Annotated in this window: 22 protein-coding genes, 1 tRNA gene and 1 pseudogene; 8 read left to right on the forward strand and 16 right to left on the reverse strand. The window is 71.8% G+C overall.

Annotation, left to right across the window (positions count from 1 at the left end):
- Window positions 1-142: 142 nt before the first annotated feature.
- The 7 genes from AB0435_RS00005 to AB0435_RS00035 all read right to left on the reverse strand — a co-directional run bounded on the left by AB0435_RS00005 (window position 143) and on the right by AB0435_RS00035 (window position 6,541).
- Window positions 143-1,798, reverse strand: coding sequence for a long-chain fatty acid--CoA ligase (locus AB0435_RS00005; protein WP_366007765.1), 1,656 nt, complete (start codon window positions 1,796-1,798; stop codon window positions 143-145).
- Between the two features lie 143 nt (window positions 1,799-1,941).
- On the reverse strand, window positions 1,942-2,478 hold the full coding sequence (locus AB0435_RS00010; protein WP_366007764.1) for a SigE family RNA polymerase sigma factor: 537 nt from the start codon (window positions 2,476-2,478) through the stop codon (window positions 1,942-1,944).
- Window positions 2,479-2,596: 118 nt separating this feature from the next.
- Complete coding sequence (locus AB0435_RS00015) at window positions 2,597-3,433, reverse strand: DUF1906 domain-containing protein (RefSeq protein ID WP_366007763.1); 837 nt, start codon at window positions 3,431-3,433, stop codon at window positions 2,597-2,599.
- A gap of 53 nt (window positions 3,434-3,486) precedes the next feature.
- Window positions 3,487-4,653, reverse strand: coding sequence for a lipid-transfer protein (locus tag AB0435_RS00020; RefSeq protein ID WP_366425812.1), 1,167 nt, complete (start codon window positions 4,651-4,653; stop codon window positions 3,487-3,489).
- On the reverse strand, window positions 4,650-5,045 hold the full coding sequence (locus AB0435_RS00025; RefSeq protein ID WP_366425813.1) for a MaoC family dehydratase: 396 nt from the start codon (window positions 5,043-5,045) through the stop codon (window positions 4,650-4,652). Before AB0435_RS00025 ends, AB0435_RS00020 begins: the two co-directional genes overlap by 4 nt.
- A complete protein-coding gene (locus AB0435_RS00030; RefSeq protein ID WP_366007760.1) occupies window positions 5,042-6,043 on the reverse strand; it encodes an OB-fold domain-containing protein in 1,002 nt (333 codons plus the stop codon). Before AB0435_RS00030 ends, AB0435_RS00025 begins: the two co-directional genes overlap by 4 nt.
- 189 nt (window positions 6,044-6,232) lie before the next feature.
- Window positions 6,233-6,541, reverse strand: a complete 309-nt coding sequence (locus AB0435_RS00035) for a hypothetical protein (RefSeq protein WP_366007759.1) — start codon at window positions 6,539-6,541, stop codon at window positions 6,233-6,235.
- Window positions 6,542-7,423: 882 nt separating this feature from the next.
- On the opposite strand from AB0435_RS00035, the gene AB0435_RS00040 reads away from it, so the two are divergent.
- Window positions 7,424-8,200, forward strand: a complete 777-nt coding sequence (locus AB0435_RS00040; RefSeq protein WP_366425814.1) for an alpha/beta hydrolase — start codon at window positions 7,424-7,426, stop codon at window positions 8,198-8,200.
- A gap of 22 nt (window positions 8,201-8,222) precedes the next feature.
- Here AB0435_RS00040 and AB0435_RS00045 read toward each other — a convergent pair whose 3' ends face one another.
- From AB0435_RS00045 to AB0435_RS00055, 3 genes are all read right to left on the reverse strand, one after another.
- Window positions 8,223-9,482: a DUF2993 domain-containing protein gene (locus tag AB0435_RS00045; RefSeq protein ID WP_366425815.1), complete on the reverse strand. Its 1,260-nt coding sequence runs from the start codon at window positions 9,480-9,482 to the stop codon at window positions 8,223-8,225.
- Between the two features lie 108 nt (window positions 9,483-9,590).
- Window positions 9,591-9,716: a hypothetical protein gene (locus tag AB0435_RS00050; RefSeq protein WP_366007756.1), complete on the reverse strand. Its 126-nt coding sequence runs from the start codon at window positions 9,714-9,716 to the stop codon at window positions 9,591-9,593.
- A 116-nt stretch (window positions 9,717-9,832) separates the two neighbouring features.
- Complete coding sequence (locus AB0435_RS00055; RefSeq protein WP_366425816.1) at window positions 9,833-10,450, reverse strand: hypothetical protein; 618 nt, start codon at window positions 10,448-10,450, stop codon at window positions 9,833-9,835.
- 224 nt (window positions 10,451-10,674) lie between these two features.
- On the opposite strand from AB0435_RS00055, the gene AB0435_RS00060 reads away from it, so the two are divergent.
- Both AB0435_RS00060 and AB0435_RS00065 read left to right on the forward strand, forming a co-directional pair.
- Window positions 10,675-12,147, forward strand: a complete 1,473-nt coding sequence (locus AB0435_RS00060) for a helix-turn-helix transcriptional regulator (RefSeq protein ID WP_366425817.1) — start codon at window positions 10,675-10,677, stop codon at window positions 12,145-12,147.
- Window positions 12,148-12,351: 204 nt separating this feature from the next.
- Window positions 12,352-13,029: a hypothetical protein gene (locus tag AB0435_RS00065; protein WP_366425911.1), complete on the forward strand. Its 678-nt coding sequence runs from the start codon at window positions 12,352-12,354 to the stop codon at window positions 13,027-13,029.
- A gap of 86 nt (window positions 13,030-13,115) precedes the next feature.
- On the opposite strand, the pseudogene AB0435_RS00070 reads toward AB0435_RS00065, so the two are convergent.
- The 3 genes and pseudogenes from AB0435_RS00070 to AB0435_RS00080 all read right to left on the reverse strand — a co-directional run.
- Window positions 13,116-13,583: pseudogene (locus AB0435_RS00070) on the reverse strand (GntR family transcriptional regulator); the annotation flags it as partial.
- 226 nt (window positions 13,584-13,809) lie between these two features.
- Window positions 13,810-13,896, reverse strand: a tRNA-Ser gene (locus AB0435_RS00075).
- Window positions 13,897-13,989: 93 nt separating this feature from the next.
- Entirely contained in the window at window positions 13,990-15,603 is a 1,614-nt protein-coding gene (locus AB0435_RS00080; RefSeq protein WP_366007751.1) for a trypsin-like peptidase domain-containing protein, read from the reverse strand.
- A gap of 240 nt (window positions 15,604-15,843) precedes the next feature.
- Between AB0435_RS00080 and AB0435_RS00085 the strand changes: the two genes are divergently transcribed.
- The 3 genes from AB0435_RS00085 (at window position 15,844) to AB0435_RS00095 (ending at window position 18,895) form a co-directional block, all read left to right on the forward strand.
- Window positions 15,844-16,668: a glycerophosphodiester phosphodiesterase gene (locus AB0435_RS00085; protein WP_366007750.1), complete on the forward strand. Its 825-nt coding sequence runs from the start codon at window positions 15,844-15,846 to the stop codon at window positions 16,666-16,668.
- A 181-nt stretch (window positions 16,669-16,849) separates the two neighbouring features.
- Window positions 16,850-17,323: an ATP-binding protein gene (locus AB0435_RS00090; RefSeq protein ID WP_366007766.1), complete on the forward strand. Its 474-nt coding sequence runs from the start codon at window positions 16,850-16,852 to the stop codon at window positions 17,321-17,323.
- Window positions 17,324-17,926: 603 nt separating this feature from the next.
- On the forward strand, window positions 17,927-18,895 hold the full coding sequence (locus tag AB0435_RS00095; protein WP_366007749.1) for a DUF5926 family protein: 969 nt from the start codon (window positions 17,927-17,929) through the stop codon (window positions 18,893-18,895).
- A 618-nt stretch (window positions 18,896-19,513) separates the two neighbouring features.
- Here AB0435_RS00095 and AB0435_RS00100 read toward each other — a convergent pair.
- Window positions 19,514-20,173 carry a hypothetical protein gene (locus AB0435_RS00100; protein WP_366425818.1) on the reverse strand — a complete coding sequence of 220 codons (660 nt, stop codon included), beginning with the start codon at window positions 20,171-20,173 and terminating at the stop codon, window positions 19,514-19,516.
- 306 nt (window positions 20,174-20,479) lie between these two features.
- The gene (locus tag AB0435_RS00105; protein WP_366004608.1) at window positions 20,480-21,211 is read right to left on the reverse strand and encodes a bifunctional DNA primase/polymerase; all 732 of its coding nucleotides are present in this window, start codon (window positions 21,209-21,211) and stop codon (window positions 20,480-20,482) included.
- Window positions 21,212-22,044: 833 nt separating this feature from the next.
- Here AB0435_RS00105 and AB0435_RS00110 point away from each other — a divergent pair.
- On the forward strand, window positions 22,045-23,586 hold the full coding sequence (locus AB0435_RS00110) for a SpoIIE family protein phosphatase (protein WP_366425819.1): 1,542 nt from the start codon (window positions 22,045-22,047) through the stop codon (window positions 23,584-23,586).
- Window positions 23,587-23,691: 105 nt separating this feature from the next.
- A complete protein-coding gene (locus tag AB0435_RS00115) occupies window positions 23,692-25,179 on the forward strand; it encodes an aminopeptidase P family protein (protein WP_366004606.1) in 1,488 nt (495 codons plus the stop codon).
- Between the two features lie 76 nt (window positions 25,180-25,255).
- Here the strand turns inward: AB0435_RS00115 and AB0435_RS00120 are convergent, their stop codons facing one another.
- On the reverse strand, window positions 25,256-26,017 hold the full coding sequence (locus AB0435_RS00120) for an SDR family oxidoreductase (RefSeq protein WP_366004605.1): 762 nt from the start codon (window positions 26,015-26,017) through the stop codon (window positions 25,256-25,258).
- Between the last annotated feature and the right edge of the window lie 92 nt (window positions 26,018-26,109).

The raw sequence follows: 26,109 nt of genomic DNA on the forward strand, positions 1-26,109 counted from the left end.
TCCTCAAACTCCCCCAGCTACCGCTGGGGGAGTTTGAGGACGCGCCCGCAGGGCGCTGGGGTCCGGGGTCTCCCCGGTTTCGGGAAGGGGCGGGGTAGGGGAACAAAGCGCCGAAGGCGCCCACCGACCCGCAGCCGGCCCGCTACCCCAGCACAGACACCCGCAAAGCCCCCTCCGCATAAAGCCTCCGGAGCACCTTCTTGTCGAACTTCCCCACAGACGTCTTCGGCACGGAAGAAACCCGCACCCACCTCTCCGGCACCTGCCACCGAGCCACCCGCTCGCCCAGGAACACCCGCAGCACCTCGTACGAGACCTCGGAGCCGTCCCGCAGGACGACCGCCGCCAACGGCCGCTCCCCCCACTTCTCGTCCGGCACGGCCACGACGGCCGCCTCGGCCACCTCGGGGTGGGCCATCAGGTGGTTCTCGAGTTCGACGGAGGAGATCCACTCACCACCGGACTTGATGACGTCCTTCGCCCGGTCCGTCAGAGTGAGGTAGCCGTCGGGAGACATCGTGCCGACGTCGCCCGTACGCAGCCAGCCGTCGGGGCTGAACTTGTCGTCGGGGCGCACGGGCTCCGCTCCGGCACCGCCGTAGTACGCACCGGCGATCCACGGGCCGCGTACCTCCAGTTCGCCCGCGGACTTCCCGTCCCAGGGCAGGAATTCACCGCTGGGGCCGGCCAGCCGGAATTCGACGGAGGCGGGGAGGCGGCCCTGGGTGACGCGGTACGGCCAGGCGTCCTCGCCGGTGACGCCGGCGGGCGGGTAGGCGACGGAGCCCAGCGGGGAGGTCTCGGTCATGCCCCACGCCTGGGCGAGCCGCACGCCGTGCCGCTCCTCGAAGCCGCGCATCAGCACGGGCGGGCAGGCGGAACCACCGCTGATGACCGTGCGGAGGGAGGTCATGTCCCGGGGCCGGGCGTCGAGTTCGGCGAGCAGGCCCGCCCAGATGGTGGGGACACCCGCGGAGACCGTCGGCCGCTCCGCCTCGATCATCTCGGCGAGCGGGCCCGGCTGGAGGAAGCGGTCGGGCATCAGCATCGACGTACCGGCCATGAACGCGGCGTGCGGGAGCCCCCAGGCGTTCACGTGGAACATCGGCACGACAGGAAGACAGATCTCGTCCGGCGTCAGGCCGAAGGAGGCCGCCGCGTTGACCTCCATGGCGTGCAGATAGATCGAACGGTGGCTGTAGAGCACGCCCTTGGGCTCACCCGTGGTGCCCGAGGTGTAGCAGAGGGCGGCGGCCTGGCGCTCGTCCAGCTCCGGCCAGTCGAAGTGGTCGCCGGGGTGCCCCGCGAGCAGCTGCTCGTAGTCGTGCACCTGCGGGCGACAGCCGGCCAGGAGGGACAGGTCCCCCGGGCCCGAGACGACGACGTGCTCGACGGAGTCCAGGTGCGGCAGCAGCGGCGCGAGCAGCGGCAGCAGGGAGCCGTTGACGATGACGACGCGGTCGGCGGCGTGCCCGACGATCCAGGCGAGCTGCTCGGCCGGGAGGCGGAGGTTGAGCGTGTGGAGGACGGCGCCCATGGCGGGGACGGCGAGGTACGCCTCCACGTGGTCGCTGTTGTTCCACATCAGCGTGGCGACGCGCTGGTCGCCGACGACCCCGAGGTCCTCCCGGAGCGCGTGCGCGAGCCGCACGGACCGCGTGCCGATCTCGCGGAAGGTCCGCCGCTGCGGCTCGCCGTCCCCGGTCCAGGTCGTCACCGTGGCATCCCCGTGGACGAGCGCGCCGTGGACGAGGATGCGGGTGACGGTGAGCGGTACGTCCTGCATCGTGCTGAGCACCGGGGGGCCTCCCGAAGGACAAAAGCGGAATAGTGATCGTCCGCTGATTCTCCTGCGGTAACTCCTGGTAAGTCACTACCCACTTGCTAAGACGCAGGCCACACCGCCTTACCGGGACGCAGGCCGCGGCGCGTCCCCCGGCGTCAGGCCGCGCACGCCAGGTCGGGGTCCTCCCGCAGCTTGCCGAGGGCGCGCGAGACGGCGCTCTTCACGGTACCCACGGAGACGCCCAGCAGTTCCGCCGTCTGCACCTCGGTGAGGTCCTCGTAATACCTGAGGACGACCATGGCCCGCTGCCGGTCCGGCAGCCGGCGCACGGCCCGCCACATCACGTCGTGCAGCGACTGCTGCTCGGCGGGGTCCAGGGCGGCGGACTCGCGCTCGGGGAGCTCCTCGTACGGGAACTCCTCGACCTTGCGCTTGCGCCACTGCGAGGTGCGCGTGTTCACCAGCGCGCGCCGCACGTAGCCGTCGAGCGCCCGGTGGTCCTCGATGCGCTCCCAGGCCAGATAGGTCTTGGTGAGCGCCGTCTGCAACAGGTCCTCGGCGTCGCACGGGTTCGAGGTGAGCGAGCGGGCGGTGCGCTGGAGCACCGGGCCGCGTGCCCGGACGTACGAGGTGAACGACGGGTACACGGCGGTGGAGGCGCTGGTGCACACAGGCGTCGCGGAAACTGTCATGCCTCAACGCTAGGAGCCCACCCGTACCTCGCGGATCGGCCGGAGGTGCCGAAGAGCGATCCCCCTCAGGTCGTATGTGTGGGGTTGCCCCCACCTCCCAGAGGGGGAGAGCGCTGCCCTAGTCGATGATCGCCACCGGCGCGTCCACCAGATTCCGGTCGACCGTGAGCTTCTGGCCGCCGTGACTCTCGGTGACGTTCCCCTTGTACTGGTGGATGCGGCGGTGCGGGGTCCAGGCGCCGCGGCCGAGGGCCGGCTCGCCGTCGGTCGTGGGGTCCGTGCGCCAGCGGGCGAACCACATCACGTCGGGCAGCCCGGAGGTGCCGTTGCGCCGGGCGCGGTCCATGTGGCGTACGCCGGAGTCCGCGCTGCTGTAGAAGCCGGGCAGATAGCCGAGGTCGCGGACGGTGGCGCTCCAGCCGCGGATGAAGGAGAGGGTGATGTCGGCGCAGTCGTCGTCGCCGTCGTCGTACGCCTCCATGTCGAGGTAGAGCGGGCTGCGGGGCGCGATGCCGAGCGCGGAGGCCCGGTTCGCCGCCTCCTGGCCCTCGTCCTGGCCCTGGTCGTAGGGGTAGTCGCCGATGCCGTAGCCCCGCTTGTTCTCCGCCCGGACGCAGGGCGACTGCGAGCCGACGAAGATCGGCAGGATCTTCCAGCCCAGACCCCGGGCGCTGCTGAGCCAGCCCGCGCTGAGATAGGTCTGGTGGGGGCAGGCGCGGGCCCGTCCGGCGTAGTAGACGCCGACGGCGCGGTAGTCGGAGTCCCGCCAGGCGCGCAGGGCGGTGAGGGAGGGGGCCTGGCAGGCGTCGATGCCCCACCCCTTGAAGATCTTGGCTCCTTCGTCGCGCGGATCGCCCCGGTCCCCGGCCGCGGCCGGCGCGATGCCCGAGGTCAGCTGGGTCAGCGCGACCATTAGGACGACGAGATATCCGATGATCTTCCTTCTCAGGGCCATGACGTGAGTCAAAGGGGGCCGGGGGTGGGGCTCTCCGCTGACACGCCGCCGGTTCATCCGTCTGCCCCGAGAAGCAGCCCGGACGTGGGAACTCCGGTACCCGCGGTGACCAGTACCCGCCCGGCCCCGGCCACTTGGTTCACCGCCGTGCCGCGGAGCTGGCGCACGGCCTCCGCGATGCCGTTCATGCCGTGCAGATAGCCCTCGCCGAGCTGGCCGCCGTGGGTGTTGAGCGGCAGCGCGTCCGAGGCGACGAAGGCCGCGCCCTCACCGGGCCCGCAGAAGCCGAATTCCTCCAGCTGCATCAGGACGTACGGCGTGAAGTGGTCGTAGAGGATGCCCACGTCGATGTCCCCCGGCGCCAGCCCGCTGCTGCCCCACAGCTGCCGCGCGACCACCCCCATCTCGGGCAGGCCGGTCAGGTCGTCGCGGTAGAAGCTGGTCATCTGCTCCTGCGCGCGGCCCGCGCCCTGGGCGGCGGCGACGATCACGGCGGGCGGGTGCGGGAGCGCGCGGGCCCGCTCGGCGGAGGTCACGACGAGCGCCTGGCCGCCGTCGGTCTCCTGGCAGCAGTCGAGCAGCCGCAGGGGTTCGGCGATCCAGCGGGAGGCGGCGTGGTCGGCGAGGGTGATGGGTCTGCCGTGGAAATACGCGGCGGGGTTGGTCGCCGCGTGCCGGCGGTCGGTGACGGCGACATGCCCGAAGACCTCCGGCTCCAGGCCGTAACGGTGCAGGTAGCGGCGGGCGCCCATCGCCACCCAGGACGCCGGGGTGAGCAGCCCGAAGGGCAGCGCCCAGCCGAGGGCGGTGCCCTCGGCGGAGGGTTCGCGCCGCTGCACCCCGGCGCCGAAGCGGCGGCCGGAGCGCTCGTTGAAGGCGCGGTAGCAGACCACGACCTCGGCGACGCCGGCCGCTATGGCGAGCGCGGCCTGCTGCACGGTGGCACAGGCGGCGCCGCCTCCGTAGTGGACGCGGGAGAAGAAGGACAGCTCGCCGATGCCGGTCGCCTGGGCGACGGTGATCTCGGGGCTGGTGTCCATGGAGAAGGTGACGAGGCCGTCGACGTCGGCGGGGGTGAGCCCGGCGTCGGCGAGGGCCGCGCGGACGGCCTCGGCGGCCAGGGCCAGCTCACTGCGGCCGGAGTCCTTGGAGAACTCCGTCGCGCCGATCCCGACGACGGCCGCCCGGCCGCCCAGGCGGTCGGGGTGCCGGGCGCTCACGCGGGGTCCGGCGACGGGAGGGTCACCGTGACCGTACCGGTGACGTGGGGGCCGAGCCGGTTCGTGCCGACGACGAGGACTTCTGCGGTGCGGTCGTTCACGGAGGCGATCCTTCCGGTCAACACCAGGGCATCGCCGGGATAGTTGGGCACACCGAGGCGGATCGAAACCCTCCGCAGGGTCGCCTCCGGCCCGAAATGATCGGTGACGAAACGGCCCACGAGTCCATTGGTGGTGAGGATGTTCATGAAGATGTCGGGAGAGCCCTTGGCTCGCGCCGCTTCTGCGTCGTGGTGCACGTCCTGGAAGTCACGGGAGGCGAGGGCACCCGCGACGACGAGCGTACGGGTGACGGGCACGGTGAGCGCAGGCAGTTCGTCGCCGGCCCTCATCGCGCCACCCGTGCCGCGAGTGCGCGGAATACGGGCAGGAGCTGCCCGCCGTCCACACCGACGAACTCCAGCTCCACGGGCATCCCGATCCGCACCCGCTCCGGGGCGACCCCGGTGACGTTACTGATCATCCGCACCCCCTCGGCGAGTTCGATCAGCACGACCGCGTAGGGCGGGTCGAAGGCGGGGAACGGCGGGTGGTGCATGACCACGTACGAATAGACCGTCCCGGCGCCGGACGCCTCGACGGCCGTCCACTCCGGCGACCCGCAGCCGCCGCACCCCGGCAGCCAGGGGAACCGCAGCGCCGCGCAGGCGTCGCACCGCTGGATGAGCAGCTTCCGCCGGGCCACGCCGTCCCAGAAGCCGGCGTTGTCCCTGTTGACGACGGGACGCGGGCGGGCGGCCCCGCTCGCCCGGCCGTTCTTCGCGGGCGCGTACCCGGACCCGGGGGCCTCCGGGGCGTACTTGCGGGGAGCCGGCGCGTACTTAAGGGGTGCCGGGGCGTACTTGCGGGGCGTCGGCGCGTACTTGAGGATGCGGAAGCGGTGCGTCCCGGCGAGCTCACCGTCGGCCCGGACGTCCATCCGCGTGGTGACGAAGTGCCCCGTGCCGAGCTTGGTGGTCTTGCGCGGTGACACGGACTCGATCACGGACTCGTACGTGATCACGTCCCCCGGCCGGAGCGGGCGCAGATACTCCTGCTCGCAGTCGGTGGCGACCACGGCCGTGCACCCGGCGGAGTCGAGCAGGGCGAGCAGCTCGCCGTACGCGGCGGCGCGGCCGACGGGACCGGAGAGGCCGCCCATCGTCCACACCTGGAGCATGGTGGGCGGGGCGACCGGGTCGGCGCCCGCATAGGCGGGGTGGGCATCGCCCATGGCCTCGCACCAGTGCCTGATCATCGGGGCGTTGACCGGGTCCTTGCCCCGGCCGGAGCCCACGGGCCGGCCTTCATAGCTCTTGAGCAGCGGATACACGTCTTCGGGGTCGTCCACCGGCTCCCCTTCCCGAGTTTTCCTGACTGTCCGTCAGGAAAACTCGGACTGTCAAGGGCGCGCGGACCCGGCCGGCTCCCGGCCAACTCCCCCGGAAAGGCCGCGCGGCGGCACCGGGGTGCCGCCGCGCAACCATCACCAGACCCTGTCCACTCTCACCCGGTCACGGGTGTCGCCCGGATCCAGGGGCTACCAGAGCTTCGTGAAGGTCACGGAGACGTTGTCCTGGCGGATCGCGGTGTCGTGGGAGTTGTTGACGCTCGCCGTGGCGGCCTGGTTCGAGGCACCGGAACCCGTGGCCTGCTGGAGGCCCGTGGTGGAGTTTCCGTTGTTGGTGTGCCCGACACCGCTGCCCACGATCGCGGCAGCGGCCACGTTGGATCCCCGGTTCGCCAGCTGGCCGCCGTCGTCGGCCGAGGCGACGCCGGTGAACAGCAGCGCGACCATCGGGAGAGCGGCAACAGCGGCGAGGACGCGAGCAGTGCGGGTGCTTGCCATGTCAATTCCTCCAGAACGCAGAACGGAACTACTGCTTAGTGCCGGGCAGTTGGCCGACCGCCCAGCGATGTCGCTGATGAGGTTGTGCCCACCGAATCCCCGGCGAACCACCCGTCGCTTCTCATTCCCTCGCAAGCATGACCGCTCACGAATAAACCCCGACACTCCACCCGACGCCTGCCCGGGGGCTCCCAGGGGGTTCTTCCTGCTCTTGGAACCGTTGCGTCCCATGGGGAGAACCGTTCCGGCTTTTATTTGGGCGAATTCGTAAGCGGGGTGGGGATTAACGTTCATTCTGGGTCAGGGTTGTGTGTGCCGGGGGTGGGGTGGCCTCAATCGCCGGCCGGGCTGGGGTGGTGGCTGGACCGGGGGTGTGACCTCCGGGCTGAGGACCTGGAACGCGGTGCGTGGCGCCGTAATCCGTATTGGGTGCCGTGACGACGCACCGCGTTCCAGAACCTCACCCTCCGGCCCCACCCCCTCCGCCGGAGAGCAAGTTGAAGGCCGGTGGATGCGCCGCCTTTTCTTTTCAGCCCGTTGGGGGCACCTCCCAGCGATAGCTGGGGGAGTTTCAGGACGCGCCCGCTGGGGGCACCTCCCAGCGGTAGCTGGGGGAGCCCCCGCCGCAGGCGGCAACGGACCCGCACGTCGGGGTCTGGGGCAGCGCCCCAGTTTCGGGAAGGGGCGGGGTAGGGGAACAAGCCCGCCGCAGGCGCCCACCGACCCGCACCCGGGGGCCTGGGGCACGCGCCCCCACGCGGCGGAGCCGCAGATCAGATGCAGCCGGGGAGGGGCGGGGCTGGGGAAGAAGCCCGCCGCAGGCGCCAACCGACCCGCCCCCACACCTGCCGATCTCGACCGCCCCACCACCAGACTGGCGTCATGGAACTCACGGCCCCCGTAACCGGCGGCACCGTATGGGCAGAAGATTCCGGCGGCGACACCCTCCCCCTGGTCCTGCTGCACCCCGGAGTCGGAGACTCCGCCTTCTGGGACCCGATCCTGCCGCGCCTCACGCAGCGGCACCGCGTGATCCGTTACGACGTACGTGGTTACGGCCGCTCCCCGAAGACCACCACCGCCTTCTCCCTGGCCGGTGACCTCACGGCGGTACTCGACCACTTCGGCCTGGACCGCGTGGTCCTGGCCGGTTCCAGCATGGGCGGCTCTGCGGCGCTGAACGTCGCGCTGGACTCCCCCGCGCGGGTCGCGGGTCTCGCCCTGGTGGGCTCGGGGGTGACCGGCTACGAAGGGCTGTTCTCCCGGGATCTCATGGCCCGGATCGAGGTTCTGGCCAAAGCCGGGGACATGGACGGGCTGATCGCCCTCAGCCTGCGCACCTGGGCCGCGGTGGGCAAGGACGGCGACCCCCAGGCCGTGGCCCTGCTCCGTTCGGCGATCCCGGCGTGGTTCTCCAACCACCCCCATCTCACCCGGGACGCGCCCGCTTTCGACCGGCTCGGCGAACTCCGCGTCCCCTGCGTACTGGCCCTCGGCGAACACGATCAGCCCGAAGTGGTCCGCTGCAACGAGGAGATGGCGGAGCGCATCCCCGGTTGCCGCCTCGTGAGGCTCGCGGAATCGGACCATTACCCGACCCTGCGCGAACCGGAAAAGGTGGCCGACCTGATTCTGGAGCTCTGCGCCGGTCTGGGCTGACGCCTTTCGACGAACCCGCGGGCTACCCGGTCTTGCCGACCGCCAGTTCCATTCCGGAAAGGCTCACGCGGATACCGTCCTTCTCGACCTTCACCCCGCGCAGCTGAAGCAGCCGCGCCTCCTTCGGCAGGGAGAAGGAGAACGACAGGCGGTCGGAGAGCTCCGGCGGCCGCATGTGGATCAGGCCGTTGATGAGCTTGGGGTCGATGCCGATCTTCGAGAGCAGCCAGGGGCGGTCGACCACGACGTCCACGAGGTTGACGTGGGTGAGCTGCTCGACGAAGCGGGGCGCCCCCGTCAGCTCGTGCAGTTTCTCCTCGTCCTGAAGCGCCTCCGCGACGACGTCCTGCGGCACCCCGAGCCGTTCGACCACCGCGGGCACCGAAAGCAGCGCCTTCACGCGCGCCGCGTCCCGGCTGATGCGCTCGGCCGTCTCGCGGTGCAGGGTCAGGCCGCGGCCGCGCCCCGGGCGGTAGGTGGCGATGCCGGGCACGTCGAGGCTCATGCCGTCGACGTCGGTGGAGAGTTCCCGGTTGTCGACGAGCCGGAGCTGCGCCTGCGCCCGTACGCGCAGTTCCTGCCCGGCGACCGTGAGCTTCCCGTCCGCGCTCACGGAATTGTCGTCGCGGCGGCTGAATTTCACCTGTGAAGCGGCGAGTTCCCGGTTCATGTCGTCGAAGGACATCACGACTTCGCCGTCCAGATTCCCGACGACCGCGCCACGGATATCGCTCGGCAGATCCCCGGTCAGCCGGATGTCGTGCGCACTCGCCTTGACCTTCGCAAGCGACACCCGGTCCGCGGCGACATGCGGCACGGTGACGTCGACCCGCTCCAGGCGCTTGCCCAGCACCTGTGTGAGGAAAGGAAAGCCGTGGATGTCCACCTGCGGGGCGGCCGCCAGATGGAGCTGGTCCTGGAGCGCCCGCTGCGCCTTCTTCTCCGCGTACATCGCCGCGCACCGGTCCGCCAGCACGAGAAATCCGACGCAGACGAGAAGCGCGACGAGCAGTTTCAGGGCCCGGGGCACAGCGGCGAACGGCCCCCGGCGCCGCCGCCGGCTCCGCTTGGCACGCCGCCCTTTCCCGGCCCGCCGGTGATCGGGCGGCGACCACGGCTCGTCGCGCTCGATCCGCAGCGGAAGGACGGTTTGCACAGATGTCGGGGAATCCCCCGCCACGCCCTCCGGTATCGGCATCTCCTGGGTCACTTCGCCGAGAAGCGGGTCGGGATCGGCGAGCGCGGCGAGTTCGTCGTACGGATTACGGGGGCGAGGTTGCATGCGTATGGGGGTTCGCATCGCCTTATCCCACCACGCGCGAGCCCCAGGGGCGCAAGTGAGTTCTGTTAGCACGTCGTAAAAACAAGGCAACGGGGCGTGGACCTATGGTTACATTCCCGCCAACTGATGGTCCGTCGGATACGCGTACACCCGCACGGGATCGAGCCGCAGCTCGTAAGGCCCCATGCAGTCGGCGACGAGGGTGGCGACGAGCGCCCCACAGGCGCAGGCCATGTCTCAGTTGTACACGCCGCACGATCGAGGGCGGCCGCGAGCGCGCCGCCCCCAATGCGTGGAGCGAGGGGTGCCCCGGTTCAGGGGCACCCCTTCTCACCCGGTCGTACCGTCGCTCAGGACTGCGTGTCCGCCAGGGTCATCGAGCGGACCGCGTCGGCGACGTTGTCCTCGTACAGGCCGAGCTTCGGCTCCAGCACCCGCGCGTCCTTGCCGAGCGGGAAGTTGAGGGTGTCGGCGTTGGGCATGTCGCTGTGGGCCAGCACGTTCAGCTCGGCCTCCTGGGGAGCGGCCTTGCCGGTGGGGTCGAGGTCGATGACCGCGTAGGCCGTCCGCCCGGCGTGGAGCGCGTACGCGGGCGGGCCGCCGAGTCCGCCCGGGATCAGGGGCTTGATGTCGTGGCTGTGATCCGCGGCGTTCGGGTCGCCGATGCTGACCAGGGGGTAGTAGGAGAGCCCGCAGGAGTTCGCCGCGAGGCTGCGCACCTCGATCACCCGCTGGCTCGGAGCCTCCGACCGCGGGACCACCCGCACCGAGAGCTGGTCCGCGGAGCAGGCGTGGCCGTAGGCGTAGTCGTCACTGTCGTCGTAGGGGCCCGAGCCGACGTTGCCGTGCGTCTGAGCGGACGGGACGGCGGACGCGGCCGAGGACATGCCGGCGCCGCCGAGGACGGCGGTCGCGCCGAGGGCCAGGGCGGCGCACGAGAAGAGGGCGCGGGTGCGGGTCTTGGACATGAGTCTTCCTCCATTGAAGAGTTCACACAGGGATCGAGCGGTGCACGCGGCGCCGGAGTTCCGATCGGCTCCGGCGGACCGGCTGACGAGGCCAACTGTGCGGCCCTTTTCGTCCCAGTCGCCCTTCCTGTCGGGAAGTTGGAACCATGTGATGGTTCCAGCCCCTCTCACCTGGGGATACGGCCGGGCCTGGAACGCGGTTCCAGCGCGAGGGTGAGGGTGGGATGGACACGGAGACCGAGCGGTTCGCGGAGCTGATGCGTGAACTGAAGGAACGTTCCGGGCGGAGTTACGGCACCCTCGCCAAGCGGCTGCATTCCAGCAACTCGACTCTGCACCGCTACTGCAACGGCCAGACGGTCCCCACGGAGTACGCGCCCGTGGAGCGGTTCGCCAAGGTCTGCGGAGCCTCCGCCGACGAAATGCCGGCCTTGTACCAGCAGTGGACCCTGGCCCTGGCCGAACGCCGCCGCGAGCCGACGGGCGGCGGCGCGGCCGCCGGAAGGCTGGCCCGTACGGCGGTCCCACGCGGCGAGCCGGTCGCACCGGGCTCCGATTCACGCGCCTGCGACGAGACGGCACCGGGGCCGGCTCCCGATCGTCCGGCGCCGCACGCGCCGGAACCTTCGGTGGCCTTACGCGACGACGCCTCCTCAACTCCCTCAGCCCCCTCTGCTTCTTCAGCTCCTTCGACGCCTTCGCCGGCGTCCCCCACCCGCGTACCCACCAGACCCGGCATCCGACGCCATCGGCTGATCGCCGTCGCGGCGGGCGTCGTCGCGGCCATGGCGGCCGGTACGGCCGTGGCCGTGGCGACGCTCGGCGGTGGCGGGCGCACCGCCGACACGGCAGACGCCCGGCCCGCCCCGGCGTCCGCGCCGGCGTCGCGCGGCCTCTCCCCCGGCGCGGCCGCGGACACGGCCCCGGGCGCGGCCTCCGGCACCGGCGTCACTCGCCCACCATCACCCTCGGGCACCCCTGGCGGCTCCGCGTCCACCGGCACCACATCCTCCCCAGCCGCCCCGGAGGCGGACCGGGGCGGCTCCTCCGGCACCCCGGCGCCCCGCTCCGACGCCGTCCCCTTCACCGTCAGCGTGCAGGCGAACAACTGGGGCGCGCCCTGCGACCAGTGGTTCGCCCTGGACCAGGCGCCGGACAAGGTCCCGCCGCCCCCGGCCCGGGACGCCACCGACGGCTGGGCGGCCACCCTGCACGCCGTACCCGCCGGTCACCTGCGGCTGTCGGTGACCGTGCAGGGCACGGACAGCACCCCCGTGGTCCTGCACGCGCTGTACGTCCGCACGACCGGCAGCCGGAAGGCGCCCGCGTGGAACGGTTACACCATGGGCGCGGGCTGCGGCGGCGAGCTGGCGCCCGCGTCGTTCGCCATCGACCTGGACGACGCCTCACCACGCCCCCGGGCCGTCCCCGGCCTGGAGGGAGAGCGGCGGACGCCGGTGACCGATTTCCCCTACAAGGTGTCGGCCACCGACCCCCAGGTGCTCGAAATCGACGCCTCCACGCTCGGCCAGGACGTCAACTGGTATCTGGAACTGGCCTGGAGCAGTGGCGATCGGCAGCGGACCACGCGCATCGACGACCACGGCCGGCCGTTCCGGACGACGGCGCTCGACGCCGGCCGCCGATATTGGTACAACGCGGCCGGTCCCAACGCCTGGGTGCCGTGGGCGTCCTGACCGGCTGATACGGATTCCGTCCCGATAACCATCAAAGGCGCGCCTTGTCGTATATCCGTGCCGTAAATCCAGGACGCGGCAGGTGATCTCCGACACAAAGAAAGCAATGACTGACGAGAGGTCGTTTTTGCGTCAACCGTCCATCTGTTACTCCGGGTACGGTCCCCTCGCATTCATCGATCCACAGCAACGGGGAATCACACGATGAACGGAATCGACAGCGTCAAGGCCACTCGGAGACTCGGCGGGCTCATCGCCGTCGGGGCGCTCGCCCTGACCGGGTGCGGCCCCGACAGCAGTCCCGCCCACCCCGCTTCCTCCGCGTCGGCCGCCAAGCCGAGCACCTCCGGCGGCGACAGCGCGACGAGCGGGCCGAACTGGCCGAACAGCGCGCCCACTGGGACGGCCGACAGCGGCGGGAGCGGGTCGGACGCGAAGGCCGGGGACAATCTCAAGCTCGGCCAGGCGGCCAAGATCCCCTTCACCTACGGCTCGACGAAGGGCGAGATCTCCTTGGCCGTCACCTCGATCGACCAGGGCGACCCGGCCGACCTGGCCTCGCTGAACCTCGGCGACCAGGTGAAGGGCAAAGTCCCCTACTACATCCGCTATTCGGTCACGAACGCCGGCACGTCCGACCTGTCCTTCAGCTCCGTGAACCACATGAAGGGCCACCTGCCCGACGGCACGGAGGCCCAGGACCTCATGGTCATCGGCGACTTCGACAAGTGCAAGAGCGATGCGCTCCCGAGCGGCTTCACCGCGGGCAAGACCGCCCAGGGCTGCGCGGTGGCCCTCGCCCCCTCGCCCTCGGTGAAGGTCACCTCGGCCGAATACTGGGGCGAGCCCTTCACACTGGGCAAGGGCGTCCTCTGGAAGTGATCCGAGGGGAATCCAGATGACCGGGCCCGTTCGGCGACGCATTGCGGGACGGGCCGGTCCTGATCTTTTCCGGGGCGGCGCTCACCCGCGCGCTCCGCGGCGTACCGCGTCCGATAGGTGCGCTCGATCAGCCCCGTGCCCTCCGGCACCCCGAACGCCTCCGCGATCTCCTTGGCCGCCTTGACCTCGCGGTAGGCGACACGGAAGACCAGATCGCCCGTCTCAAGGCCGGTGTCGTGCTCCGTCGCCCCGGTCGCGGCCCGCTCCGGCTCCGGTCCGGCTCCGGCCCGCGGGCGCGGTTCTTCTCCCACTGGTACCGGAGGTTGCTGCACCGCACAGCGGTACGGGTCCTACGGACGAAGTTGCCGCGGCCCTGCTGCTTCTCGATCAGCCCTTCCGACCGGAGGAGCCGGAGCGCGTCGCGAATGGTCGGAACGCTCCGCCCGTACTGCTCGGCGAGCGCCGTCTCCGCCGGCAGCCGCTCACCCGGTACGAGCCGGCCTGGGGATGGACTCGCGGAGCTCGTCCGCGATCTTCTCGTACGCGTTCGCCATGAGTACTCACCGATCTGCCGCCGGGCGGCGTCAGGTCGTGACCATCCGTATCTCTCACCCGGTTACACATCGTCACATGCTCCTGGGCACACACTTGGTCCGCGCCTGGTCCGCACGCGCCGACCGAACCCGGGATACCGGCGGTACCCGGTGAGACACGTCACCAAGACGAAAGGGGTGCCCCCTCCCGGGGCACCCCTTCTCACCTGCGGCAACGCAGAACCGGCGGAGGCTGAGGGATTTGAACCCTCGGTGACATCGCTGCCACGACGGTTTTCAAGACCGTTCCCTTAGGCCGCTCGGGCAAGCCTCCCCGCTCCGCCCACCTGCTGCGGAGCGGGTACAGCCTACCGTCTGCTCATTTGGTGCGTGCAGGGCTGGTTGGCCGGGGGATGGCCGTGGGATGTCAGTTCCGGTCGCCCTCGCGCTGGCCCAGGGTGATCTCCGTCGTCGCCTGCTTGCCGTCGCGGGTGTAGGTGACCGTGACCTTGTCGCCGGGGCGGTGCGTCCAGATCTCGCTGATCAGGGTGGCGCCGCTGTCGATCGCCGTGTCGTCGAGCTTGGTGATCACGTCGCCGGCCTTCAGGCCCGCCTTGTCGGCGGGGCCGCCCGGGGTGACGGCCGGGGCGCTGCCGTCGCCGCCGGAGGCGATCTTGGCGCCGTTGCCGGACTCCCGCGTGTTCAGGGTCGCCGAGATGACCGGGTAGACCGGCTTGCCGGTCTTGATCAGCTGGTCGGCGACGTTCCTGGCCTGCTTGATCGGGATCGCGAAGCCGAGGCCGATGCTGCCCGCCTGCTGCTGGCCGCCGCCGAAGCCGCCGCCGCTGTTGGCGGACTGGATGGCGGAGTTGATGCCGATGACCGCGCCCTGGGCGTTGAGCAGCGGGCCGCCGGAGTTGCCCGGGTTGATCGACGCGTCGGTCTGGAGGGCGCTCATGTACGAGGCGTTGCCGGTGCCGCCGCCGTCGCTGGAGGCGACCGGCCGCTTCTTCGCGCTCACGATGCCCGTGGTGACCGTGCCGGAGAGGCCGAAGGGCGCGCCGATCGCGATCGTCGCGTCACCGACCGCCGTCTTGTCGGAGTCGCCGAGCGGGATGGGGTTGAGGGTCGCGCCGGCCGGGTCCTTCAGCTTGATGACGGCCACGTCGTAACCCTGCGCGCGGCCGACCACCTCGGCGTCGTACTGCTTGCCGTTGGAGAACGTCGCCGTCAGCTTGCCGCCACCCTGCGCCGCCGACGCGACGACGTGATTGTTCGTCAGGATGTGGCCCTGCTTGTCGTAGACGAAGCCGGTGCCCGTGCCGCCCTCACCGCCGCCGCTCTGCGCCTCGATGGTGACGACGCTGGGCAGCGCCTTGCTCGCGATGTCCGCCACGGAACCGGGCGTCCGGCTCTCCGTCTTCGGGTCGCCGGACGCGGTGAGCGTCGTCGACGACTCGCCGCTGTTGCGGTCCGCCGCCCAGAAGCCGATGCCGCCGCCGACGCCACCCGCGACGAGGGCCGCCGCCAGGACGGCGGCGACGAGGCCGCCCGCGCGCTTGCGCGGCGGGGGGTACGCGCCCGGCGCGCCCCACACGCCGGTCGGGCCGCCGGGGGCAGCGGGAGCGCCGCCGTACGGCTGCTGCGGGCCGGGCCCACCGCCGTACCAGCCGCCCTGAGCACCGGGCTGGGGCTGACCGGGCGCCGCGCCCGGCACACCGGCCTGCGCGAACGCGGCGGTCTGCTGCGGAGGCGCGGCGGGCGCCTCGGGGACGACGGACGGCGCGGGAGCGGCGGCGGGCGCGGGAGCGCCAGCGGGTGCCTCCTCCACGCCGACGGCCGGGAGCTGCGCCGTCTCGGCAGGAGCGGGAGCGGGAGCCGTCACCGGAGCGGCCGGAGCCGCGTCCGGCACCTCGCCCCGCGCGGGCGGAGCGCTCGGTGCGGATGGAACGGGGCGCTCCGGCTCGGCTGCCGACGCCGCAGGCGTCGTACCCGGGCCGGGCGCAGGCGGAACGGCAGCGCCCTCGTTCTCGGTGCTCACAGCTCTCTCCTCATCACGTGCATCGTCAGGTGCACATCAGTGTCATGCGCAGCGTCCGGCCTTGGCTACGGCCACGCCCGTGTGCTCATGCCATGGATCCGGTCTGCTGCCAGCTTTTCCCATGACACGTCAGACCACCGTAAGCGGAGCCTGTGCTCGAACCTGTCGCCCTTTACTCCGGGGCGAACAAGACAAACGGTGCGCATGCGCGATTGTGTCAGGCGGTGGCACCATAACGCGGTGACCTATGCGCACCCGGCCCGGGACCTCCGCCCCGAGCGCCACCCGCTCGCCGTCATCGCCCACCGCGGAGCCTCCGAGGACGCTCCGGAACACACCCTGTCCGCCTACCGCAAAGCGATCGAGGACGGCGCCGACGCGCTGGAGTGCGACGTGCGCCTCACCGCCGACGGCCACCTGGTGTGCGTCCACGACCGCCGCGTCAACCGCACGTCCAACGGCCGCGGCGCCGTCTCCTCCCTGGAGCTGGCCGACCTCTCGACCCTCGACTTCGGTTCGTGGAAGGGCAAGGCCGCGGACGACGAGGAGCCCGACCTCGACGCCACCTCCGTCCTCACCCTGGAGCGGCTCCTCGAACTCGTCGTCGACGCGGACCGCCGCATCGAGCTGGCCATCGAGACCAAGCACCCGACCCGCTGGGCGGGCCAGGTCGAGGCGAAGCTGCTCGACCTGCTGGGCCGCTTCGGCCTCGCCGAACCGCCCGCGGGCGAGCCCTCACCGGTGCGGGTGATGAGCTTCTCGGCGCGCTCCCTGCACCGCGTGCAGGCCGGCGCCCCGAGCATCCCGACCGTCTATCTGATGCAGTTCGTCTCCCCGCGCCACCGCGACGGCCGGCTGCCCACGGGCGTACGGATCGCGGGGCCGAGCATCCGGATCGTACGGAAGGACCCCGGCTACGTGGCACGGGTGCACCGCGCCGGGCACCGAGTGCACGTTTGGACGGTGAACGACCCGGCCGACGTCGAACTGTGCGTCCGCGCCGGAGTGGACGCGATCATTACGAACCGGCCCAAACAGGTGCTTTCGCAGCTCGGCCGGCTGTAGCTCCATTACATGGAGTGCACCGGCGCGTTCGGTGCGTGTTCGACCTCCCCGAGTGCCCCACCGTCTCCGGGATGGCCGGTTTCCGGTCCAGTCCATTGGGGCATCCATCCCCTGACGTGGGGCAAAGGAGGTCTCGGGGGTGGCGTTGGTGGTGGCACAGGAGGTGCCCACGTCGTCGATCATGGCCGTACCCCATGGTCCAACCGGTGTGGGCCAGGCAAGACACCGGATGCGTGAGGATCTGCGCATCAGCGGGGTAACGGATTCGGTCATCGACGACGCCGTATTGATCCTTTCGGAGCTGCTCAGCAACGCGTACCGGCACGGGCGCCCGCTGAGCCCGGAGAACGGCGACAGAGACGGGGAGAAGGACGGGGGGATACGTGCCGCCTGGAGACTCGACGCGCACGGCCGGCTCACGGTCGAGGTCACGGACGGGGGAGGCCCGACCCGGCCACTTCCGGCCACACCTTCGGTGACCGCGCGCGGGGGCCGCGGCCTGAACATCATCAGCGCTCTCTCCCAGGACTGGGGCGTACGGGACGCCTGTGGCGAGGTGACCGTATGGGCCTGTCTGACGGCGCGCGACAGCTTCACGACGCGGATGGAGCTGGCGCCCGAGATGGCGTTCACGGATATCGACGAGCTGACATGACGACGATGCGACGCGCGTAGACCAGCGCGGACCGTCGTGACCGGGCGCGCTCGGACGCGCCTGCGCACGGCCGGTGTGCCCCGCGGAGCGGAGCGGACGCGAGACGTCCGCGATGACGCGGCACCCCACCACCACCGGCCGGAACCTCTACCGCGCACGGCGCGCGCCTGTCCTCCTCCCTACTCCCGGAGCGACTGCGGCCTGCCTTGCCGCCTACGGCGCCGAGCTCCCTGCGGGCACGCCCTCAAGCGCCCCAGGTCGCTTGCCTCCCCAGGGGCGGGAACGCCCTTCGGGCGTGTCCTCAATCTCCCCCAGACTTCGTCCGGGGGTGCCCCCAACAGGCTTGAAATCGCGCACCCCCAACAGCCAACTCCAGCCCGTGCGGGCACCTCTGGGGGAGAGCGAGAACGCCCGCCGCAGGCGATACGAACCCGCACACCCCCACGGCGAGCCACACACTCCAGCCCGTCCAGCGACTGAGGACACCCGCCGCGCAGCAAGTGGTGCGGACGACACGGCCAGCTGAAGCACTCACAGAAGCCCAGGCGCAGCCGACTAGGCTCGCCGCACCACATCCGCACCCCAACGGGAGACCCGCACACCATGGCCAAGAAGCGCCGCCCTCAGACCAAGGCCGCCACGCCGTCGGCCGTCGACGGCCCGATCCCCGTCGTCGGTGCCCGTGAGCCCTGCCCATGCGGCTCGGGGCGGCGCTACAAGGCGTGCCACGGCCGCGAGGCCGCGCACGCGGTGGCCGAGCTCGTCCAGCGCCCCTTCGAGGGGCTGCCGGGCGAGGCCGACTGGGTCGCGCTGCGCGAGCTCGTACCCGCCGCGACCGTGGAGCTCACCCTCAAGGGCGGCCTGCCGGAGGGCGTGCCGTCGGTGACGCTGGCCACCGTGCTGCCCATGGCCTGGCCCGCGCTCCGCCGGGACAACGGCGCCGTCCTGCTGGGCCTCCAGAACGACACCGCGTCCGGCGACCTGAGCCGCGACCTCGCCCACACGCTCCAGCGCGCGCTGACGGCGGCTCCCGGCAGCCCCGTGGCCGCCGAGCGCACCGGTACGGACGGGCCGCGTCTCCAGGACCTGCTGGAGACGGAGGGGCCGTTCGAGCCCGTCGTGCACAAGGGCTTCGACTTCTGGGTCGAGAACGCCGAGAGCGCGACCGGTGAGGTCGCGGCCTCCCTGGACCGCGCCAACGCCGCCGCCATCCCGACGGTCCGGCTGTCCGGCGTCGACGCCGCCTACTGGTGCGAGACCCCGGAGAAGAACCACCTGCGCTGGGTCATGACCCACCCGGAGGAGAAGCTGCTGGACGCCCTGGCCCGGCTGCACGCCGCGGGCACGTCCTCCCTGGGCGAAGGCACCCGCCTGGTGGGCTCGTTCCGCGCGCACGGCCTGACCGTGCCGGTGTGGGACCTGCCGACCACGGTGCGCGCGGAGGACGTCGAGAAGCCGGCCGCCGCGTTCGCGGAGCGGCTGGCCACGGCGCTCGCCGACGACGCGCCGCTGACGGCCGAGGAGCGGCGCGCCCGCGGCGGCCTCACCAACCGTCAGATCACCCTGAACTGACCGGGGCTCCGGCCTCTCACGGACGGGCCCGGCCGCAGGAGGCTCCCGCGGCCGGGCCCGTCCGGCCGTTCCGGCGACGGCCCGCCGCCGGGGCGCCGGGCCCGCAGACGCGAGCGCACCGCCCGCACGCCGACAACGAGCGTGCGCCGGTCCGTCATCCGTCCGCGCCCCCTCCGCGCATCCGTCCACCCCCTGGTCGACACATCGACCGCACGGAAGCCGTCGCGGGCGGCGGAGTGGTTGATTCCGGTGCGCGGACGGCGTCATTTACGTGACTCCTGTCACAACTCCCGCTGTCTGCCCGGAAATACACGTCCGGAAATCCGCGATCGAATTTGCGAACGGCCGATCTCTTGTTACCGTTCTAGGAGCCCGGTCGCTGGTGCATCCCCCGTCGCCAGCGACCGGGCGTTTCCATGCCCTCGTCGCCGTGTCCGGCGGATCTTGCGCAGCGGCCCTCGTGGCCCCACTCCCACCACCGCTTCGTGGCAGCGCCCTCAAGGGCCGGACGAGCTGGATGCGGCTGATGCGAGTGCGCAGCCCGGCTCTCCTTGACGCCGACCGGCTCCACCACAGGCGCGGACGCCCCGCCCCGCAGGGCCCGCCCCCGGGCGCGGCCTAATCCGCCCCGACGCCCGCCGAGTTGCTGCCCGACCGCAGCAGCATCCGCCCGTCCGCTCCGGCGATCTCCGCCACCGCCGAGTACGCGTCGCGCTGCCGCGGGTCACGCACGGTCCGGCCGTGCGGCGTCTCGCACCCGTCAGGGTCGTCCGAGGGCCCCATCTGGCACTGCACCTCGACCGTCCGGCCCGTCGGGTCCATGAGGGCGAGTACGGCCGTCAGCGGGCCGCCTGTGGCGTTGCGGTAGTACGTGCGCGCCCAGGTGTCGGTCCCCTGCCGCAGGACGCAGGTCTGCGCCTCCACGCCTTCGGGCGCGGCGAGTTCGGGGCCGCAGCGCGTGGAGTCCTGCACGCCGTCCTCGACGGAGCCCTTCCCGTCGGAGCCCTCGCTCTCGTCGGCCGCCGGTGCGGGCGCCGGCTCCGGCTCCCGGGTGTCCGGGGCGCCGGCCACGGCCGTGAGCGGAGCCGCGGTCCGCGCCCGCTCGCCCTTGGGGCCGTTCCCGGCCCGGCCGCGGGCCTTCTCCGGGCTCGTCGTTCCCGCCGGGCCCGCCGTGGCGGCGGCCAGCGGCAGCACGATCGCCAGGGCGACCACGCTCGCGAGCGCGATCATCCGGAGATTGGCCCCCCGCTGCTGGGACGCACTGACTTCTCCGGGCACACCGGACCGACGCTCCATAAGGACCACCCGCAACTCGCCGCGAACGCTGAAGACGCGGGGACGGCTTCCGACACCCCGCCGGGCGGCGCCCGGCAGAACATCCGGCGCAGGCCCTCACCAGAACATAGCGGGCAGGACGGCCCCTCCCGGGCGGCCGCGCGGCGGTAACCGCACTTCTCGGAGCGGCTTACACCCGTACGAGTGAGAGCGCGTGCGTCTCCCGTCCGTACGCGCTCTCTGCTTCCCGTACCGGCGGCCCCTCAAGGGCAGCCACTCCTCACTCCGTCCGCGGCCCTGTGAGGCCCGTCAGTACGCGAGCTTGCTGCCGCCCCCGGGTGTGCCCGCGCTCTCGGCGACGAGGACGTCGACGACGGTGGAGATGTCCGGCAGCCACGGGCGCGCGGGCACCGCCGCACGCCCCCGGTCCGCCCGGAGCGCACGGGCCGTGCCACCGGTGGAACCCGCGGGCTGCGGCGCCCGCTCCCAGCGCACCCGGCCGGCCCCCGTGGGCGACGGCGGCAGGGCCACATAGCCGCCCTCCCCGTGGAAGCGCAGCGAACCGGGCACCCAGTCCTGCTCGTGGAGCAGCTCGCCGAGTACCTCCAGGGAGTAGGGCGCGACCAGCAGCGCCCAGCGGCTGGGGGTGGCGACCACGGGCCCGAGGCGCACGCCCGCGCGGTCGAAGGCCACCAGCGCGCGGGCGCCCGCGACGGCAGGCAGGCTCACGGCGCAGGGCGCCCGCCCGCCCGTGGCGAGCACGACGGGGGCGTCGGGACGGTTGGTCCACCACCAGCGGACCATCCGGGCGTCCGTGGTCGCCGCGAGCAGGCCGGGGTCGAACGGGTGGGCGCCGGGGGCGGCGCAGTCGGGGTGCGGGCAGGCGCATTCGCGCTCGCGGCCGCCGCCGGACCGCAGCCCCACACCCGGGAGCACGGGCCACTGCCACTCCGTGGCATAGGCCAGGGCCGCGGTGAGCACCGCGGACCGGCCGCTCCGCCGAAGCGAGAGCTTGCGTCGCCTTCCGAGGATCTCGCGCATGAGCGCTCGTTCCTTTCCGTGAACGCCGAAGTTGGGGCCCTTGCCGGAGACAAGGGTCGTATCGCACTGCGTGAAACTGTCTGAACTGCGTGAACTGACCGAACCAGCGGTACTGCGTGAACTTGCCGGGCACTGCGAGGAGCTGCCGGACTGCCTGGGCCGTACGGACTGCGTGGCATTGCGGTGGCACTGCGCCGGGCCGCGGCCGACTCCCATGGCACTACGGCTCCGACCTCACGCGCTGCTCAACACGCCGTGGCCCTTTCGAGGCCGGCACACCACGTGGATCAAAAGTCACTGCATCTACAACGCAGCGCATCACGCCACGGGCGGAGCGTGAAACCTGGCGGGGGGTGGCGCGCCCATGGCGCTTTGTGCCGAGCCTCTGCACCCCTCGTCCGCGGCACGGGTTGCCCCACGCCCTCGGGGGCGGGCGCGGCCTTGCCGGGGAAGACGCTCGGGTCCGCCGCGGGGTTCCGGGGCGGCCCCAACTGCCCCTGCCCTTCTCCGAGTACGTACCCACCGGGGTGGATATGACGCGCTGTCGAGCAACGCCAGTCGACCTCAAATCCATGCCCCCGGGACCATTTTCCGGCCAACTTTGAAACCCCATAGACACCACCAATCCCACCGGTCCAATGCTGGACATCGGCTTACCCAGGCGTGTACATGTGGAGCACTGATAGCGCGCAACACGACAGGGGGTTTGCGATGCTATTGACGAAAAAGCACAGGCCAACCAGCTGGTCAAGAGGGTTCGACGAGATGCCGCGCGCGGCTTCCCGGATCCCCGGCCACCGCATCGCCGCGCGGCCCGCCCCCGGCAGACGGCCATGACGACACCACATCTGCCGAAAGTGGCCGGAATCAACCCTCCACTTCCCGCCCCCTCGCACACTCCGCCCCCCTCGTCCGCCGCCCCTTCCGGCGATCCCGCCACCCCGGACCCCTCCGGCCCGGCCGACCTCACCGCCCCCCACGGCCCGGCCGACCCGGACGGCCTGGCCCTCCCGGCGCCCAACGCGCTCGTGCAGGACCGGCTCGCGGGCTGGATCTCCGACCTGGTCACCCTCCAGGAGCTCACCGAACGCCTCGCGCGCACCACCACCCTCGACGCGGCCCTGCACGAGGTGCTGCGCGCCGGTTCCTCGCTCGTCGGCGCCCGCCGGGGCCTGGTCACCCTCCAGCCCGGCCAGGAGCGCCCGACCACCGTCGGACTCGGGCTCGGCCGCGCCGACCTCGGCCACATCGAGACCATCCCGCACGACACCCCCGCCCGGCGGGAAGGGCACGAGTTCCCCGGCCCCGACTCCTACGGCCGCCTCTTCGACGACCTCCCGCCCGCCGGTTCCCGCGCCGGCGTCGCCCACCCGGACATCGCCGCCGATGAGGGCCTCACCGCCCGCCACCGCGACGTCGCGGCCCGCCTCGGCTACGGCGCCAGTTACGCCCTCCCCCTGGAGTCCGAGGCCGCAGGCCGCATCGGCGCGGCCGTCTGGCTCTACGACGAGCCCGCCGAGCCCAGCGGGCGCCAGCGGCACCTGATCGGCCTCTACCGCGACTACGCCACCGAGCACCTCGCCCGCCACCTCGAACTGGCCGCGGCCCGGGACGCCGTGACCACCCTCCGGGAGGAACTGCTCCCCAGCCGGCTGCCCCGGATCGCGGGGGTCCGGCTGGCCGTACGCCACAGGTCCGGCCCGCTGGGCGGGGGCGACTGGTACGACGCGCTGCCGCTGCCCGAGGGCGCGCTCGGCCTGGCGGTCGGCGGAGTGACGGGTTCCGGGCCCAGTGCCGTCGCCGCGATGGGCCGGCTGCGGGCCTCCCTGCGGGCGTACGCCGTGATGGAGGGCGAGGATCCGGTCGCCGTGCTCTCCGACCTCGAACTCCTGCTGCGGCTGACCGAGCCCGCGCGCGCCGCCACCGCGCTCTTCGCCTACTGCGAGCCCGCCGGGGCCGACCGTACGGCGGGCCGGGGCAGCAAGGTCGTGCTGGCCGGTGCCGGGCACTGCCCACCGTTGATCATCGGCGAGCACCGCGTGGAGTACGTCGAGACCTCCCTCTCCGCACCGCTCGGCATGCTCGCCTGCTGGGAGGCGCCGAGCGTCGAGATCGAACCCGCGCCCGGCGAGACGCTGCTGTTCTACAGCGACGGCCTCCTGCACCGCACCGGGGACACGATGGACCGGGCCTTCGCCCGGCTGCGCTCGGCGGCGGCGAGCGTCCCGCGGGCCGCGCTGCGCGACCCGGACGCGATCGTGGAGCACGTACTGCGGACTATGCTCCCCAGCGCCGACGACGATGACGCTGACGAGGCGGCGGACGGGAGCCACGGCGGCGAGGATGTCGTCCTGCTGGCCGCGCACTTCGAATGATCTTGTTCGGTCCGTGTTCGTCCCGGTCGGCGACCTGCCTTCTGCGCGCGTTCCCGTTCAAACCTTCGCTGCCGACCTTCTCCCTCACTTTTCCTCGCACATACGATGGAAACGCCCCGTCCGAGGAGGAGAGCAGTGACCGAGCAGCAGCCCGCGCCCGAGAACCCCGAGGGTGACGAGCCCATCAAGCAGCGGAAGAACGGTCTGTACCCGGCCGTGTCCGACGAGCTTGCCGAGAACATGAAGTCCGGCTGGGCCGACACCGAGCTCCGTGACCTTGAGCCGATCGCCCAGGCCCCGGACACCGCCCGGCGCCGCGCCGAGCTCTCCGCCCGCTTCCCCGGCGAGCGCCTGGTGATCCCCGCCGGCAATCTGAAGACCCGCTCCAACGACACGGAGTACAGCTTCCGCGCGTCCACGGAGTACGTGTACCTCACCGGCGACCAGACCCAGGACGGCGTGCTCGTCCTGGAGCCGACCGGGGCCGAGGGCCACGAGGCCACGCTCTACCTGCTCCCCCGCTCCGACCGTGAGAACGGCGAGTTCTGGCTCGACGGCATGGGCGAGCTGTGGGTCGGCCGCCGCCACAGCCTCACCGAGGCCGAGCACCTCTACGGCCTGCCGTGCGCCGACGTGCGCGAGCTCGCCGACGCGCTGCGCGAGGCCACCGGCCCCGTCCGCGCCGTGCGCGGCCACGACGCCGGGATCGAGGCGGCCCTCACCGACAAGGTCACCGCCGAGCGGGACGAGGAGCTGCGCGTCTTCGTCAGCGAGCAGCGGCTCGTGAAGGACGCCTTCGAGATCGGCGAGCTGCAGAAGGCCGTCGACTCCACCGTGCGCGGCTTCGAGGACGTCGTGAAGGTCCTCGACAAGGCCGAGGCCACGTCGGAGCGCTACATCGAGGGGACGTTCTTCCTGCGCGCCCGCGTCGAGGGCAACGACATCGGCTACGGCTCCATCTGCGCCGCCGGCCCGCACGCCACCACCCTCCACTGGGTGCGCAACGACGGCCCGGTCCGCTCCGGCGAGCTGCTGCTCCTGGACGCGGGTGTGGAGACCCACACGCTCTACACCGCCGACGTGACCCGCACGCTGCCGATCAACGGCACGTACACCGCGCTCCAGCGCAAGATCTACGACGCGGTGTACGAGGCCCAGGAGGCGGGCATCGCGGCCGTGAAGCCGGGCGCGAAGTTCCGCGACTTCCACGACGCCGCCCAGCGGGTGCTCGCCGAGAAGCTCGTCGAGTGGGGCCTGGCCGAGGGCCCGGTCGAGCGCGTCCTGGAGCTCGGCCTCCAGCGCCGCTGGACGCTGCACGGCACCGGCCACATGCTCGGCCTGGACGTGCACGACTGCGCGGTGGCCCGTACGGAGACGTACGTGGACGGCGTGCTGGAGCCCGGCATGGTGCTGACCGTCGAGCCCGGCCTCTACTTCCAGGCCGACGACACGACCGTGCCGGAGGAGTACCGCGGCATCGGTGTCCGCATCGAGGACGACATCCTCGTCACGGCGGACGGCAACGAGAACCTCTCCGCGGGCCTCCCGCGGACGTCCGCAGACGTCGAGGCCTGGATGGCGGGCCTGAAGTAGTGCGGGATCCCCGCGCCCCGGAGGGGGCGCGGGGACGTTCCGACACGCGGCTCCGCCGCGTGAGAGGTCAATACAGCTAGCGCGTCGTGTAGCCGCCGTTGATGAAGAGCGTCTGGCCGTTCAGCCACCAGCCGTCCGTGAGCAGGAACTTCACGTACGGAACGATGTCCTCGATCTTGGTCAGGTCACCGTTCATCGCCGACGACTTGTGGTACGCGATGGAGTCGTCCGTCTCGGCCGGGTAGAAGAAGCCGGTGTCCATCGGTCCGGGCGCGATGTTGTTGACCGAGATGTTCCGTCCGAAGAGCTCCTTCGACAGCGCCCGCGTGAAGTGCTCGACCGGCGCCTTGCTGCCCGCGTAGACCGAGTACAGGCCGGTGTACGCGGCGAGCAGCGAGGTCACGACGGTGACGATCTTCCCGCCGTCCTGGAGCCGCTTGGCGGCCTCGCGCATCATGAAGTACGCCGCCTTGGAGTTGACCGCGAACATCCGGTCGTACTCCTCCTCCGTGACCTCCGTCATCGGTTTCTTGATCACCATGCCGGCGGTGTTCACCATGCAGTCGACCCTGCCGAAAGCGCCCTCGGCGACCTCGAAGAGCCCCTCGACCTCGGCCACCTTGGTCAGGTCGGCCTCGTGGACGACCGCCTGGCCGCCCGCCTTCTCGACGTCGGCGGCGGTCTTCTCGGCCGCCTCCTTCGAGGACGGGCTGTTGTAGTGGACGACGACCTTGGCGCCGTCCTTGCCGACCTCCCTGGCGATGAGACCGCCGAGATTCCTGGAGGCGCCGCCGATGACGACGACCTTGTCCTTGAGCGTGCGCGTGGGGCTGGGCATGGGCCTCTCCTGGAACGCGTGAACTGCCGGTACCGCCACGCTAGGAGCAGTCACCGGCGCGCGCCCGTGGACGGGGCCCACACGAGGGGCCC

It is taken from the genome of Streptomyces sp. NPDC051173, assembly GCF_040689515.1.
GTDB lineage: Bacteria > Actinomycetota > Actinomycetes > Streptomycetales > Streptomycetaceae > Streptomyces.